Source organism: Bacillus sp. FJAT-28004, assembly GCF_001280845.1.
In the GTDB taxonomy this organism is placed as follows: domain Bacteria; phylum Bacillota; class Bacilli; order Paenibacillales; family Paenibacillaceae; genus Pristimantibacillus.
The window spans coordinates 1-15,433 of record NZ_LGHP01000006.1; the positions used below are offsets into that span (position 1 = coordinate 1).

12 protein-coding genes and 1 pseudogene are annotated in these 15,433 nt (G+C 39.9%); 1 reads left to right on the forward strand and 12 read right to left on the reverse strand.

What is annotated here, in order from left to right:
• A pseudogene (locus tag AC787_RS32320) lies at nucleotides 1-713 on the reverse strand (hypothetical protein); the annotation flags it as partial.
• Nucleotides 714-1,053: 340 nt separating this feature from the next.
• Here AC787_RS32320 and AC787_RS32325 point away from each other — a divergent pair.
• Entirely contained in the window at nucleotides 1,054-1,374 is a 321-nt protein-coding gene (locus tag AC787_RS32325) for a helix-turn-helix domain-containing protein (RefSeq protein WP_054029110.1), read from the forward strand.
• A gap of 45 nt (nucleotides 1,375-1,419) precedes the next feature.
• On the opposite strand, the gene AC787_RS32330 is transcribed toward AC787_RS32325, so the two are convergent.
• The 11 genes from AC787_RS32330 to AC787_RS32380 all read right to left on the reverse strand — a co-directional run bounded on the left by AC787_RS32330 (nucleotide 1,420) and on the right by AC787_RS32380 (nucleotide 14,287).
• Nucleotides 1,420-2,424: a M23 family metallopeptidase gene (locus AC787_RS32330; protein ID WP_054029111.1), complete on the reverse strand. Its 1,005-nt coding sequence runs from the start codon at nucleotides 2,422-2,424 to the stop codon at nucleotides 1,420-1,422.
• A complete protein-coding gene (locus AC787_RS32335; protein WP_054029112.1) occupies nucleotides 2,424-4,274 on the reverse strand; it encodes a VirB4 family type IV secretion system protein in 1,851 nt (616 codons plus the stop codon). Before AC787_RS32335 ends, AC787_RS32330 begins: the two co-directional genes overlap by 1 nt.
• Nucleotides 4,271-4,951: a hypothetical protein gene (locus AC787_RS32340; protein WP_054029113.1), complete on the reverse strand. Its 681-nt coding sequence runs from the start codon at nucleotides 4,949-4,951 to the stop codon at nucleotides 4,271-4,273. Before AC787_RS32340 ends, AC787_RS32335 begins: the two co-directional genes overlap by 4 nt.
• Nucleotides 4,952-4,986: 35 nt before the next feature.
• Nucleotides 4,987-5,319, reverse strand: a complete 333-nt coding sequence (locus tag AC787_RS32345; protein WP_054029114.1) for a PrgI family protein — start codon at nucleotides 5,317-5,319, stop codon at nucleotides 4,987-4,989.
• A 13-nt stretch (nucleotides 5,320-5,332) separates the two neighbouring features.
• Nucleotides 5,333-6,214: a conjugal transfer protein TrbL family protein gene (locus tag AC787_RS32350; RefSeq protein WP_054029115.1), complete on the reverse strand. Its 882-nt coding sequence runs from the start codon at nucleotides 6,212-6,214 to the stop codon at nucleotides 5,333-5,335.
• 20 nt (nucleotides 6,215-6,234) lie between these two features.
• Nucleotides 6,235-6,609 carry a hypothetical protein gene (locus AC787_RS32355; RefSeq protein ID WP_054029116.1) on the reverse strand — a complete coding sequence of 125 codons (375 nt, stop codon included), beginning with the start codon at nucleotides 6,607-6,609 and terminating at the stop codon, nucleotides 6,235-6,237.
• Between the two features lie 109 nt (nucleotides 6,610-6,718).
• Nucleotides 6,719-8,632 (reverse strand): VirD4-like conjugal transfer protein, CD1115 family, encoded by a 1,914-nt coding sequence (locus tag AC787_RS32360; protein ID WP_054029117.1) that lies wholly within the window; start codon nucleotides 8,630-8,632, stop codon nucleotides 6,719-6,721.
• A 213-nt stretch (nucleotides 8,633-8,845) separates the two neighbouring features.
• Nucleotides 8,846-11,416, reverse strand: a complete 2,571-nt coding sequence (gene mobP3 / locus AC787_RS32365) for a MobP3 family relaxase (RefSeq protein WP_054029118.1) — start codon at nucleotides 11,414-11,416, stop codon at nucleotides 8,846-8,848.
• Nucleotides 11,409-11,840, reverse strand: a complete 432-nt coding sequence (locus AC787_RS32370; protein ID WP_054029119.1) for a hypothetical protein — start codon at nucleotides 11,838-11,840, stop codon at nucleotides 11,409-11,411. Before AC787_RS32370 ends, mobP3 begins: the two co-directional genes overlap by 8 nt.
• A gap of 727 nt (nucleotides 11,841-12,567) precedes the next feature.
• Nucleotides 12,568-13,908, reverse strand: a complete 1,341-nt coding sequence (locus AC787_RS32375) for a hypothetical protein (protein ID WP_054029120.1) — start codon at nucleotides 13,906-13,908, stop codon at nucleotides 12,568-12,570.
• On the reverse strand, nucleotides 13,901-14,287 hold the full coding sequence (locus AC787_RS32380) for a hypothetical protein (RefSeq protein ID WP_054029121.1): 387 nt from the start codon (nucleotides 14,285-14,287) through the stop codon (nucleotides 13,901-13,903). Before AC787_RS32380 ends, AC787_RS32375 begins: the two co-directional genes overlap by 8 nt.
• Nucleotides 14,288-15,433 lie beyond the last annotated feature (1,146 nt).

Sequence of the window (15,433 nt, forward strand, 5' to 3'; positions counted from 1 at the left end):
GTCCGCCGATCTACACCACCAACGGCTATAACAGGCGTCCCTATCATGCGATCTTTATAAATCACCACTTCTTTTACAATTGCTTTCGGCGGTTCCGGCAGTTCTATGTTTTCAATGTATTCAATGATGCTGGGATCAACTTTGCTTTGATCAACCGTATCCTTTGGCACTCTTTCCTTTTTCTCTTTACTCGGATTCGTTTGGGGTTTGGCTTGTTCTTCTTTACCTACATCCCAGCGAGCAGCATTTCCATAGCTCAGTTCAGAAACGATTTGCTGCTGAATCAGTATGCTCAGAAAAGATAAAGCATTAGGATCCTCTTCGATATATACCTCTTCATCATCATCTTCCGCCGATAGTTCGTCTTCGTCTTCAACTTCTTCTTCAATGGTTGGTGCGATAATATCCCATATTTGCATAGGGAGCATGGCTGTTATGGTAGGATCGCCAGGTTGTCGCCCAGGAGCTACTAAAATAATGCGCGCCGTTGTCCTTGATGCTCGGAAGATTCTCAAGCCTTTTAGCAAGCTAGTTGCATCCGTACAATCCGCATCCACAATTAAATACTGCAGTTCAACGTTAGCAGCTGCCTGACAGTGTTGGATAAAGGATTCATTATTAAAGCTCCCTACCTTGCTAAACCAGATATCTTTTTCTTTAAGCGCATCATTAAAATCTTTACTTCGTTCCCGACTTACTAAATACCCGAACAAGTGTCATCCCTCCGAAGCATATAAATACAATTTTCGCCAAAAGGCTCCAACAATTCTGAAATAACCTAGATCTTCACAATTTATAAACCTTTTCTCATAGTTCTTAAGTTTTAGGAGAAATAGCCTATACATATGTGGTATAGTAGTCATTGGGATATATTACTAACTCTAGTTTATATCATTTAGAGATAAATATCAATTAATATTTGTGAAAAGATGGTGATTATTTAGAACTATTTTCCTCCTTTGTGCCTATTTATTAGAATCAATTAATTATGAGGTAAGTCTTTTTTACCTGTGGTAAGATAGATTACATTACTGATAAATTGGGGTTGGATACATGTCATTAGGAACAAAAATTCATGCGCTTCGTAAGGAGAAAGGTTGGAGTGCTGAGTATTTAGGTGAATTATCTGGCTGTACGCAATCTACTATTTCTGAAATTGAAAGAGATAAACGTAGTCCACACGTAGATACTTTAATAAAAATCGCTTCAGCTTTTGATCTAACCCTCATAGACATACTTCCATTTGAAATGAAACCTTCCAAATTAAAATTAAATTCACAAGAGAATGAGCTCATATCTTTATTTCACAAGCTTTCTTCTGAACAGCGCGACATATTTATTGAACTCATGAAGTCCATGATTGATAAAAAGTAGCAACCCTTTGAGGCTGCTACTTTTTTAATGAGCCGTACTCTATGATTAATAGAATCGAAGAGGATTGATAGGCACACCATTAAAATCAATTTGTAAATGAAGATGGGGCCCTGTCGATCCCCCCGTATTTCCCGAATAGGCAATTAAGTCACCTTTTTTTACCTTCGCTCCTGATTGCACCGCATAACGGCTTAAATGCAGATATTTGGATACGACCTTATTCTCTTGCTGAATATGAACTGTTTCACCGCCTGTTCCCAGATAACCGGTATGAATGACCGTACCATCTGCGATGGCATAGACTTCTGTTCCTATATTTGCAGCTAGATCGACTCCTTTATGACCTGTTTTCACTCCGGTTATAGGATGAATCCTCATACCGAATGAAGAAGTAACTTTTGTATTCGCTGCAGGAAGTGCCCAGCCATAGATGCCGATCTTCACGACAAGATCCCCACCAATATTAATGCCGCTTCCTCCCGTATGATCCTCATCATCAAAGTCACTCATCGAAATCATAAATTTGTTGTAATCTTTAATATCTTCCACCTGATTGGCGCTTATCGTACGATTACTAATCAATATTTGAAGGGTTTCTTCATATGATCTCGGATAATACACTGTTTTTGTACATTGCTGAGGTGTTGGTGTTGCAACTGGTTTTCCTGGTTTTCCTGGCTTCGGTGTCGGAGTTGGCGAAGGAGGACAAGTAACAGTTATCGTTTCTTCCCTTACAAAAGCCCATTTATAACCATAAGCACGTTGTTGACTGGTACTGGTGAAATCTTGTTGCAAAAGCACAGCATCTATAGCGATAATTTTCTGCCATTCAACATCTACACCAGTCTCATTTTTCATTTGTGCAGCCGCATTAACATAAAACTGATATTGAGCCTCTTCAGCTAAAGGTACATGCTTATAAATACCTGCTGGTGCAGCTACCAAAAGTCCAAAAAGTAAGACAATTGCTAAAGGTACGAAAATTAGGAATTGGAGTAGTTTATCCTTCGGTAATAAAGACAGCGCAATGCGTCCAGCTGCGACCCACATTAACGGCCGCCACCTTTACCGAATAAAGCCAGCTCTTCATTAGAAACTTCAATGCTCGCATGAACCCTTTTACTACCGGCGAAAAACAACGCTTCTCCTCGATTACCTGCCATCAAGGTTTCAATTTCTTTTTCTGACAAATGCATCAGTTCAGTAAGTGATTTAATTTCTTGTTCGCCCTGGCCCATAATGATTTTATAGGTTGGATTACTTAGAAGTGATTGCCCGTAACGTCTTACTGCTGGATCCATAAAGTCATTCATGTCATGAGTGATTACCCAAAGTCCACCTTCATACTTCCTAATCCTTTTGGATGCATTACGTGTAAACTTCAAGGTTTCTGGGTTATCCGGATCAACATTCAGATAGAACTCATCGCCTGCTAAAATTGTTTTGCGGGTCCGATCACTCGCAATTTTATTCCAGCTCCATCCCAAAATGTTGAAATACTGTGCTTGCTGAATTTCCTTAGCAGCATCAAGTAAATTATGTGTATCCAAACAAATGAAATCGGAATCACCCGTTAATGTTGTTGGTCCATTCCAAAGTCCGCTATCTGCGCCTACTGCAGCTGGTCGAATGAGCATCATGAGCTCTTCCCAAACCGCTTTAGTGGATTCTTTTTTGCTCATTTCCTCTAACCAATAAAAAATATCCTCCATGAAAGGATAATCTGCATTCTTCAATTGGTTTGGATCAGTTTGCCAAATGATATCTTTCTTTTTAAATACATCTTCAAGAGCTAATTCCAAATAAGATAGTTTGAGTTTTGTTAAATCCTTGCCACAGTAAAGACGAAAGAATGTCCGTAAGATTTGGAAATGGAGTGCAAGTGGTCCTTGTGATTTCATTTCTTTCGTAAACAGTGCTTCTTCTGTATCTTCTTCATCGTCTAATGGCACGTTTCTGATCTGCAGAGGATTAATTCTCCCTTTATCCCCACCAGCTCCACAGTTGATCCAATCTCCTTGTAATCGATGAGTTAGATCCTTATACTCGCGTTCAGGATCAATGATAATAACATCGGTATCGTTAGCATGCTCAAAGGACAAACATTTTTTTATGACTGTGGATTTACCAACACCAGGCTTACCAAGGACTGTCACATTTGAATTGGTACGACTTCCATCACGTTGCCAAAAATCCACAAGCAAAATACCGCCATCTTTATCAGATCCAAGCAGAATTCCATCTCCGTCATTAATGCCAGAATATACAAAGGGGTAACTGGCTGCGATCGTCTCTACTGGCATATTGCGAGCTCCAATTTCTGCTATCTCCGGAGCTAAAATACGATAAGGACCAACTGACTTTAGACCTTCTTCTTGACGGAACATTGGTGTCCGACCACGCATGCCAGCACCAGATAATTTTGCTTCTAGTTTTTTGCATCGCTCTTGGAGCATATCCATATCAGTCGCTGTGACTAAAAATACAACTGTCACAAAAAATACAGCTTGTGACTCATTATCTATTTTATTTATAAGATAGATGGCGTCTTTGTACTGTTGAGCAACGCGACTCATATTTACTCCATTACCGCCCTGATTTAACTTACCTTCCATTTCGCCTACTGAAATCCGGATTTGGTTAGCTAGTTCTACCGGATCTGTTGGAGTTGCGTGAATACTTGCGACTACTCCAGGTAACGTTGCGACTTGGCTAATCCACCCCGGACCAACACGGTTTGGAAAATTAATAATGGTCACGACGCGTTGATACATTTCACCGTTGGTTATCGTTTTCGGTTTAAAGTCCAATGCGGATGGGCTTAAAATATCTAACAGGCCAGTGCTAACAGGAGTAGAAGCTGTCTTTTTTCTTACCTTTTTCTTTTTCACTTCACTCATGCTTGTTCCCCCTCTGGATAATAAAGGATTGATGGTAACGCAGAAATATCATCCGGTGATCTTTCAAAAGCTGCTTGAGCTGGATTAGTAAAAATGAAATTTAGAGAACGAAGTTCACTATCCGTACAAACAGAACTGATAAGTTCTGCACCGGTTAAGTTACTTGATAATTGTATAGCTCTTTGTAACAGTACCTGCTCCGCAATTTGAGGTTTATTTCCAAGTGGTGAGTCTATCAAAAGGTAAAAATGTTTCTCTAGAGCTTCACCACTTGTCGCTTTAGCTGCCGCTTGTTTCGAATAGATATTAAGGAGATTTTTCTTGATAATACTAGTGGTTTCTCCCCGTCTAGTTTCAAGCTTTTGTATGTAAGGATCTAGGTCAACGGGTTTACCTAAAACGATAATTTGATATAAATAATCAATTCCATTGAGTACTTCTTCCAGTCGTTTTACCCGTCTCAATTTCTCATTGTTACTAAGTAAGTTGATATTCACAGGCTGAACACGAATACCTGCCACTATCGCATTATCCGTTCTATAAACTAAGCTGTTTTTAATGTCTAAGATAGGCAACCAGCTTTGTGTAGAAGGAGCTTTTTTTTCCACTGGTGCTGCACCTGTAGAAGCTGATTTATTCGCTGCAGCCGGTGTTTCTTTCTTCTTTTTGCCAAACATCCTATCACCTCTATTCATTTATAGAAAAAAGGGGGCTATTCGCCCCTTCCATCTCCAAATCTATAATAATATCGCGTTGGTTTCCCCTTAAAACGCCTGACATCATTTATTAAATCAAATGTATTTCTACCCGTTCTGGGATCTGGCTTACCTATGAAGAAACCAAGAGCTCCTCCAGGAACAGTCAAACCTAGCCATAAAGGAGAACCTACAATAAACATGATGATAAGTCCAAGACATGCACCTATTAGTCCTCCAATAAGTACCATCGCCAACTCTTTCATTCCAAATCCATTAAAAATTTCGAATCTGGATTTCACATTTTTAGGGACCACGTATGGCTTGAATTCAATATTTTCTTCCATCATGAATCACCTTCCATTAGGCTTTGCCACCTGTCATGAGTTTCCGCATCATGACCATGGAGCCCGCTTGTTGTGCTACCTGCCCTGCTCCCTTACCAACACCCGTTGAGTAGATGTATTGTTTTAAGATTGTCGGTGATTTATATGTGACCCAGATGAATCCTGCAAAAATCATGACATTTAAAAGCGGATACTCAGGTTTAGGATTAATTGCAATTGCAAAGAAGGAACACTTAACCAGAAATAGTTGAATTGCTTGAGCCAATGAAATGTTTAGCAGCTCTCTCCACCAGCCTTGAAAAGCTTGGCTATTGGGATTCGTTAAACCTAGCGCCATAAATGATCCTACTGTAGCTACAACTGCGAGCTCAGCAGCACGTATGAAGCTCTGTACGAGAATTAATAAATATACAATTATTGCGAATAGAGCGACTACAGCTGTGATGATTAAGAGCGGCCCCATGCTCGCCGCTAGGGCCCCTATTAACATGGTTTTTAACTCGTCTCCGCCAGCACTTATATTTTTCCCCTCTAGCTTACCAATATCTGTTGCAATAGCGGTTCCCCATTTATATACTTCTGTCGTTATCCAAGGGACTGTGATAATCATAGCCGCAGCTTGTACAAGGCGTACCATTACGCCTTGTACATCTGCATCTGAGTCTCCGTTAGCTCTTAAAATATGGTTATACCAAAGTTCATAAGTGAATTTCATGATTAAAATACTGCCTGCTAGAGCTTGAGCATATAAAATTGAATTACTCACTACAGCCATATTCAAAACGGCCGTAGTCATATCGCTCATACCACTTAATAAATCGGTCAGCATTTTAATAGCAGATTCTGCTATACCTGAAAAAAAGGCTTCCATTGCTCCACTAATCATATTTTCAAACATATAGGAATCCTCTCCGATCTCTATGTTACAGGTTGATTAGCGAGGTAGAAGAAAATTAGTTTGATAATGGCTGAACCACTCATTGCGACAGATCCCCAAATAATAACTCGTTTCATTTTTTTATTACGATCAGCTACTTCGCCGCCTTCTTCAGCTACACTCTTCGCCCAAGCATGGAAACCGAATATTGCCGCGCTACTTACCGGAATAATAAGTAATAACCATCCACTAGCAGCATTGATGAGTAAAATTCCACCTGAGACAATTGTTGGTTTAGCCGGTGTTGCATAGACGCTTGAAGCACCTACGATCGATAAAAAAGTAACCAATGCTAGCATTTGAAACGTTTTATACTCTCTCAAAAATAGCGAACCTTTTTCTAATAATTTAAACATACAATTTCCTCCTCGATTGTTTTTGATCTTAAATGACATGAAATGCCTGCATGCTTGTTATTACGACAGCATAAATCGACATTTTGAAAACAAAAAAAATGGGCTGTTCTTAATCGACATCATCCATGAATGAGACGTTATTGGGTACAGCTTCATTTGTATAAGATGGCTCCTCAGTACTAGCAGATCCAATCTTATTGACATCAGGAACAAAGAAACTTACTGGACCAATGTATCGTTCAATCTCGATCCCATCATCTGGTGTAAAATCTTCATCCGCCGGCCATTCACTTAAATCTGGTAATTCAAAAATGGATGGATGTTGTCTAGCCCTTATAACCAACGATTTTCCTACAGGCCAACGTAAAATCTCTTCAGCCGTGAGCAGATCTCGCCCAGCCAATCCAAAATTCCCACCATGGCTTACATTGTTTTTGCCTACGTTAAAAGAGCTTCCTTCAGTAGAAACGGTGTAAGGGCCCATTTTTTTACTAATCTTAACAGCTGTTTCATCATCAGTTGTAAGCAGATAAATTAGATTTTGACAGTTACCTCGAATGACTCTAGCAACCTTTTCACCATAAGCAATATCCAATTGATTGAAATCTTGTAAGATGATATTCCAACGAATACCCCGGCCCAAGGAAACTGTAAGCTTTGTATCGAAATCTTTGATGGGTGGCATGTTACCAAATTCATCTAACAATTGATTTACCCGAATTGGAATTCGTTTTTTGGGTGAACGATTTGCAAGCTCTACTAAAGCTTTGTACGTTTGGTCAATGTATAGTGCAGCCAGTGGATGTCTTGTTTTATCTTCATCCGGAATAATGAGGAAGACAGCTGTGCTTGTCTCGCCAATTGAATGCAATACATGATCTTGTTTTGAGGTTAGAAAACGTATGGATGGATCCGCGAATAAACGTAAGAGAGAGGCTACATTGGAGAAAAAGCTTCCTCTTGTCTTTTCAGGCGCTAGAGATGCAGTAGCATAAGCATCCCGAGCAGGATGATCCATCTTCAAGCTTTCCATGTAATCGTTCAAAGCGACATACTCCGTCTCTTGTCCGGCTATCATTATCTTTCGCGATTTCCCAAGTTCGGCCAGCGTTTTATAGACGGAATACATATGTTTCTGATTTTTATCAGGCGCTTCCATTGCAACGGCTAATATTAATGCTGCAATTACTGATTCAGCACCATCCTTCCAAATGGATTCTCCACCACTTTGACTGGATCCAGGTTTCTGATAAACAAACATGTTAGCAATACTCCATGCGTGCTGTGATGCTTCAGCTTCATCATCGCGATCTAAAGCGTCAAGTACTGGTTGCAGTGGATTCCAATGATTCCCCCAACCTGGCTTACGGAAATCCAATACCTTGACGCTATAGCCTTGATCTCGAAGAAACGATGCACTCCGCTCATACAACTCGCCTTTGGGATCCGTTAATAGTATGGATTCACCAGCATAAGAAAGCTGCCATATTGTTGGAAATACTATTCTCCTTGTTTTTCCTGAACGAGTTGTACCGATAATGCATGAATTAGAATCATCTGTATCGATCCATGCCAAGCTATCCCCCTTTTTCGGGATGAGTGCTCCAAAAACGATACCACCGGCAATGACGGCTTCCGCAAATTTCCACCGCACTGTTTTCTGATTTATTTCCTTTTCCGTTTGAAAACGACTAGATCCGTACTGTCCATTGCCAGCTGCGGGTGGTCCACCGAATACTTCTTTTGATTTTTTCAATCCCGTTTTCGACCATAGAATAAGAATGATAGAAACGGTTATCAAAAGCTGTAATATCCCCCAGATCTGCAACAGGATCTTTTCCTCGAACAATTTACCTATTGCTGAAAATAGATTAAAGGAATCGAGCCATAGTGATGGTCCGTCTGCTCCACTTTCAACGAGATATTTCGGTAAGAGAAGGATTGACGGCAACAAGAAAATATCTAGCAATAGAATAACTGCGATCGTGATTCTCTTAGCTTTGCGAACAAAACTTATGTTCACGAACTATCAACCTCCTTCAATACTCTCGTTCTATTAAATTAAAAATATGATCTATAGAATCTCCCCTCTCAATGTACTTCCGATTTTCATTTCCAATAATTGAAAGATTCATTGGAAAATCTTTACCTTATAACTTAGCATCTTTTTAGAGATAATTTAATTAGACAAATACCCTATGTTTCGGAAGCTAAAGAAAAATATATGAGAGATCGACTAGTCATCTCCCTGCTCCCTCGCAGCTGCCCTTTGCATCTTCCGTTGATTTTGCCTTTTAAGCATTTCACCTTGTGCCTGGTTCTTCATACGTTCTTGATCGATGGCTTGCCATGCACTTTTCCATAACTGTTTTGCTAAATTCATGGAAGGCGTATATTGATTTTGATTTTGTCCTTTATCTCCTCCCCACAAATAAGGGGCATCTACACCAAGGGTTTTAGATAATGCGTCAAACTCTTGTTTTTTCAGATATGGTGGTCTTCCCCAATCCATGCCATCTCGACTGGTTTTTTCTGTGCCCGATATAATCTTATCTAGTCGAGTTTCATCAATATTGGCACCCGATCTTTGATTCCAATCTTTAATCAATTTATTGATAAGTTCCGAATTTAGCCCTGCAGCGACATATACTTTAGTCAGCTGGCTTACCGTTTCAACAATAGAATCAACGATTCCGAAATGTTTCCCCATTACCTGAATATCTTCCGTTCGTTTATTCCAGATGTTTAGGGCATTGACCTCATCATGCGTCAAGTTCTTTGTTCGATCTGCCCAATTCATAAGTTCGTTCTTTACATCAAAGGCTTCATGCTCGGATTTTAAAAATGGAATAAGTCGTTCTGCCGTCCACTTTACCTCATCTGCATTTTCGATTTTCACAGCAGATTGTTTAAAGTCTTGTAAGGCTTCCCCAAATTTATTCTCAATTAACTCGACTGTTCGAGTCGTTTGCCAAGGGTATTTCAATTCGGTATTTAGGTTCTTCGCTAACCGGCTCCAAGTTTCAGTTTTCAGATAACTTGTTTCTACCTTTTGGATACTATCAAGGATTCGTTGCATATCACTCACAGGGTTATTTTTGGTAAACTCCATCATGATATTTTTACGATCCTCGTAGTTAAAGTTCATTTGCTTTAACGCCACTGTCATGCAGTATGCGGTATATCCTCTTTCAACATCGGGTATATCAGGACGAAAGGATCCTTTGGAGAATTGCTCCAGCACTTCTTTTTGGTTCTCCGGTATGACGACAGTATGCTCTACTTCCTCCCATGGATAGGGAGTAGTAATTCCAATATTTTTGGCGAGCCGGTTCCAATCGTTTTCTTTCATAAAGAAAGAGGAAGATTCTTTCTCCGTTTGCTTAGCGCCTACCATTGTTTTTTCTATCGTTTCTTGTTTAATACCGGCATTATGCAATTCACGAATAATGGTTTTATCATCACGACCAGCGAGCTTCAAAATACTCGCTACTGCTTCAGCATCCTTTTCAGGCAATGTTTGAAGGATCAAGTCTGGACTAATTTTCTTGTAGAGATCATCAATGATTCGTTCTACTTCGCTTAGTTTAATTTTGAGATCCGCTTTTTTAAACCATTCTTGAAAGAGCTGCTTCTGCTCATTTGCATCCATTCCTAAACGTTCAAGAACAGCTACAGACTCTTGTAAAACTTGAGTAGCTTGATTATCTAACGGACGTCCCATTGCAGTAGAGAACAGTTCGACGGCTTTAACTGCCCTTTCAGGATTTACTTTTACAAATGATTTTTTCCGCGTCTCTGCAGCTGCTCGAAGGACCACTTGCGATACCCTTTTTTCTAGATCAGCTCTCGCGTTATCAAGTGCTTTAGTAATATCCTTTTCTTGGAACGAGTATTGCCGTGTCATTGCCTCAACAGCCCCATAATATTGATGCACGTTTTGGTAATATGCTGGCTGCTGTAATAACCATTTGGTAGTGGCACTTACTGATTCTTTTACTTGCTCCGGCATAAATTGCAAAGCCATTCTACCTTTCGTTGGCATTTGAGATGCTATATCCGCTAAATGCCTAGATAAGGTTTCGGATTCAGTATCATAGATTTTCGGAGCTATTCCTGCTTTACCTAGTCCACCAGATTCTCGCTCTATCTGTATGGATTTCTCGTAGGCATGAATCTCTCGAACAATTGACACTGCGTCCACTAGTTCCTTTTTACTTAAGTCTCGAATCAAATCTCTTGTCATCGTTTTTTGCTGAAAGAGTGCTGAGCGCTCCTCCGCATAGACCACATTTTGAAATGTCTTTTTGAATGCTCTATTTTCTGCAGGACTCAAAACAGCCCTTCTTCGCTTCGGTGTTTTTTCCCACATAACAAGATGAACATGAGGATGTCCGCCTTCTTCATGAAAGGCTGCTTCCCAGCGTAAGTTCGTTTCGCCAATACCTAGTTGTGCAGCTGCTTCTGGAACAGTTGCTTGTAACGCCGTTTTCCAACGATCACTGGACATATAATCTAGGCGTTTAGCATCCTCCTCCGTCAAACTAAGAACAACCCTCCATACCACACCTTTATGATTTCTCATTTCATCTTTGAGTGCGTCAATATTAGGAGACTGCTCATCAGAGGAAACTAGCCCATGCGATCCAGCACGTTCATGTATGTAATTGATATGATTGACGTTCTTTGCGACTACTCCTTTGTTGACTGAAGCAAATCTTGATGGGGTAGTAAATTCAATATTACAGATAAAGGGAGCTTGGAATTGTGCATGTTCATTCATCAACGTTTCCCAATGTTCACTCATTGATGTCATCCTTATCTACTTTTCCATCTGTTAAATCATCTGATGACTTTAGATTAGCTACTGCCTTCTTCCTCGCATTAGCATGAACATCCCTAATATCTGACCGTCCGAGCTGACCCAAAACTTCCAAATTCGTATACATGGCTATTCCTGAATTAATGGTTCCTTTAGCCGCGATTTTGGCTAGACGTTCTTCAAAAGGTTTATTCGTTTCAGCCACTGCTTTCCGAATCAAGTATAGTAATTGATCCCGACTGCTGGTCTCTGAAAGAATCTCGGCTCTGGCACCTTCTCGTATGAATCGACGCATGACATCCGCTTTTTTTTCATTCCTGAGTTTAGCTATCGCCTCAACTAAGGCTTCGGTTTCTTGATCAATTCGTATATGAATCGGATTTGTCAAAATATCTCTGTTTTCTGGCAAAATTACACCTCCAATCCATAATGTAGCTAAATTAATAGGGACATAGTACTAGTTTACCACATTTTGTAGCTTTTGAAAGGACTATTTTTCCAAATCGTATCCCACAATGTAGCAACCCTTATAATATACCCTCGCTGGCTTTGCCAGCGATATGTAGCTTTGCGCGGCTACGCGCCTTATCCTGCATAATTAGAAAAACCCCCATACCACTTCGGCTTTCGCCTCTTTGTCATGGGGGGATTTTCTGATTATGCCTCTCCTCTTTGCCCTTCAGGCTCTTCGGTTCTGGCCGTTGACCTTACGCTCTTCTATCTTTTGACCCGTTCCGTTCTGGCCCTCGATCTCAGGATCCTAGATCTTAGAACCTGCCTTTCCAGTCCTTTTTTCCTAAAAGCTTTCAGTTGGTTGCAGCCTTTATTTTCTCCAAATTCTTCGAATGATTAGATTACAAGTTCTACAATATTCTTTGAATCTAAGATTTAAACTCTTCTGAGATTTATTACTAAATGAACAATTTACCATAATATAGTTTCCATTTTTTTCGATCGCCACACTGCCCTGGATTCCATTTCTGCTGAATCTTGTTTATTGAGATTTTATTGTTTGAAAATCAAAAAAAGACTCATAATGACCCTTTAAGAGTCTTTATGAGCCTTTTTGAGTCATTAAGAGTCGTACACCGTGATTTTTAGTTTCATTCTCTAGCGCATTTGATCGAATACTAGATTTACAGATTTCGGAATGGGTTAGTTGCCTTGATTGGTTTCGGACTTTCTTCAACTTTATTTTGCGGTTGTGAAGCAGTTTGTGCAAAAGGATTCGATCCTACTTTTCTGGTTGGAGCTTGGCTGCTTATCGTCAACTTTTCGCCCATTTGAAATCCTGAAGCTTGCTGTTCCTTTAGCATTTTAATTTTAAGAAGTTCTTCGGCTTCTTGTCTCAAATTTTTAGCACGCTCAGGTAATCCTCCCATACTTGCAATTGTATATATAATTGCATGACGCTTGCTTGATGTCGTTATGAAACCTGGATAGAAACCTACGTTTGGCAATTCCTCACTCATTTGTGAACGGATCTGCTCTAATGTATCTTGGTTTAGAAGATCCATTCGCTCCTTTGGCATTACAACGATCAGTGCCATGCTTTTCATATCATTCTGATAGTCAAAACCATTGGCTAATACGTTTTTCCCTTTATACGTTGAAATTATCTCGTTGATTAGATCGTCTTTATTATTTTTGTAATTGTCGATATTGATTTTCTTCTTAGCGAAGGTAAGAATCCCGCCAGTTTTTAAAACATGAGCTGATAAGTCCGCAGCATCAAGAGTTATCTCGCTCTCCAGGCTTGTAGCTACGTTTATTTCGTGCATGACACTGGCTATTTTATAGTTGCTGTAATAATCCCATGTTATTCCTTGAACTTCCGGATCAGCGATGTGATCCTGAACAATTTTTTCATTATCTAAAATAATGACATTTTCAAGGCCGCGATATACCCGTTGATCTTCCGATTCACGAATATCTGTCAGTTTTGGTACTAATTCAGCCAGTGCGTTATATGCATTCAAGCTCTCAACATCATTTGGTCGTGGAATTGAAGCTATAGCTGCCACTGGTTTTCCAAGATAATCAGCAATTGCGTCTACCAAAACATTGATAGAGCCTGTCCCAGTTCCGCCACCAAACGCTGCAGCTACATAAATGAAGTCACAACCAGCCATTTCACGGCTTATTACGTCAAATATGTCTGATGCGTTATTCAGAAAAGCTTCTTTACCGGTTTCCGGGTTCTTTCCTACACCTTTTTCAAATCCTTTAAGACTTAGCTTCAGGCGCTGTGGAATGTTTTTCAAACTCTTCATGTCACCTAAATTGGAGTTAACAATAAGGCATTTGTAGACGGACTCACCATTCTTCGATCTTATGCCTGCAAAAGCATCAACGATCTTCGATCCACCTTGCCCTAAACCAATAAACCCATATTTAATACTTGCTTCAGCGTTACTTTGCGTAATAAATCCTTCAAGTTCCCATTCACCATCAATTTTGATTTGTGCATCAGACATTGTTAATATCCCCCTCAATTACTTTTTTCACTACTATACTTCCTAGTAACATTGTTTCATCGATTTCTTCCATCAGATTCGTCACAATTGCTTTGGCGATTTTCCCATATGGAGTTAAGTAATATCGTAATGCTGTTCCATCTTGCCAACTATCTATGAAGAGAACAGATTCCAAACAAGCTATTCCTATTTCGATATGTGAGCGGTATTTTGTGGCTTTCGCATTAGGCTCCGGATCATATTGAGCAAATTTTTGTTTTATATCAGCCTGCGATAAATTAGAATCTTTGATAATGAGATAAAAAATATCTAACACGGATTTTTTAAGTATCTTATGGCAGATCTCCTCGATCGGAATAACCGCCTTTGTGTACTCCATTCTCCTCTTCCCTCCTCTTAAATAATTGTCTTGAGTCATATTGAGTCAAAATGATTCATCGTGAGTCATAATGAGGCATAAGATAATATTACCACATATACCCTTTTATATCAATATAGTTTCAGTAAAAAATGAACTTATCAACATACTCACCAGCCGGTTCAATCCCCTAATATTCTAATTAGTCGGCAAGGATCTCTATCAAATACACGCATTCCATTGCACTCCAAGGCAATTCAACCTATTCTCCCACTCATAGCTACTATTTATAGTCATTTGACTACTCTAGCCCTCACTAGCCCTCTAACGCCTAGCAGAATGGCTAGCTGGTGCATGCTAAACGTTACAGTGTGGCCTATTAAACCGCTTATGGCTACCCTTCTGCATCCATTTGACTACTCTAGTACTCTAGAGAGAGCCAAGGATCCCCTAGTATCAGTACGCCGGCAGGTTCGCTTCGGTCCGCATTGACACTAAAGGGTAAAGCTACAGCCTTTCATTTCATTAACCCATTGACGGCTGCCAGAAGCACTAACTGGTGCATACGACAGTTCAGCCTATTTAGCCGATACTGCCTCTTATTGACTACTCTAGCCCTTTGATATCTATCAGAATCGTTAGCAGGTTCATGCCGAACCTGACAATTCGGCCTATTAAACCGCTTGTGGCTACCCTTCCACAACCATTTGACTACTCTAGTACTCTAGTGATAGCCTAGGATCCCCTAACATCCGTACGCCGGAAGGTTCGCTTTGGACCAGGAGTGCTATCCTAGTGCATAGTGAACGCGCCAGTTTTTCCAATTTGCCACCCACTTCAGCCCTTTGACTACTCTAGCCCTCTTATACAGGATCCTGTCTTCCATAAAGAGAAAATGAAAAACATTGAGTCAAACTGGATAAATGAGTCATTATGATTATATATGTCTCTTTATGATTCATAATGACTCATTATGCTATTGTTTCGATAAATAACGGTGAACTAGCATATTAGTGCTTGAATAGTGATATTTAAGCATTTGGGCGGTTTCACATGCTTTCTGATCACATTTTCAGTCATAATTTATCAAATATACCGCCATTGAATTCTATTATACATTAGTTATCCTAGAGTAGTCATTGAATAGTTAGTAGTCATTGAGTGGGA

Coding starts and splice junctions, on each gene's coding strand:
- AC787_RS32325 (WP_054029110.1), top strand. CDS start 1,054: ATGTCATTAGGAACAAAAATTCATGCGCTTCGTAAGGAGAAAGGTTGG.
- AC787_RS32330 (WP_054029111.1), bottom strand. CDS start 2,424: ATGTGGGTCGCAGCTGGACGCATTGCGCTGTCTTTATTACCGAAGGAT.
- AC787_RS32335 (WP_054029112.1), bottom strand. CDS start 4,274: ATGAGTGAAGTGAAAAAGAAAAAGGTAAGAAAAAAGACAGCTTCTACT.
- AC787_RS32340 (WP_054029113.1), bottom strand. CDS start 4,951: ATGTTTGGCAAAAAGAAGAAAGAAACACCGGCTGCAGCGAATAAATCA.
- AC787_RS32345 (WP_054029114.1), bottom strand. CDS start 5,319: ATGATGGAAGAAAATATTGAATTCAAGCCATACGTGGTCCCTAAAAAT.
- AC787_RS32350 (WP_054029115.1), bottom strand. CDS start 6,214: ATGTTTGAAAATATGATTAGTGGAGCAATGGAAGCCTTTTTTTCAGGT.
- AC787_RS32355 (WP_054029116.1), bottom strand. CDS start 6,609: ATGTTTAAATTATTAGAAAAAGGTTCGCTATTTTTGAGAGAGTATAAA.
- mobP3 (WP_054029118.1), bottom strand. CDS start 11,416: ATGAGTGAACATTGGGAAACGTTGATGAATGAACATGCACAATTCCAA.
- AC787_RS32375 (WP_054029120.1), bottom strand. CDS start 13,908: ATGTCTGATGCACAAATCAAAATTGATGGTGAATGGGAACTTGAAGGA.
- AC787_RS32380 (WP_054029121.1), bottom strand. CDS start 14,287: ATGGAGTACACAAAGGCGGTTATTCCGATCGAGGAGATCTGCCATAAG.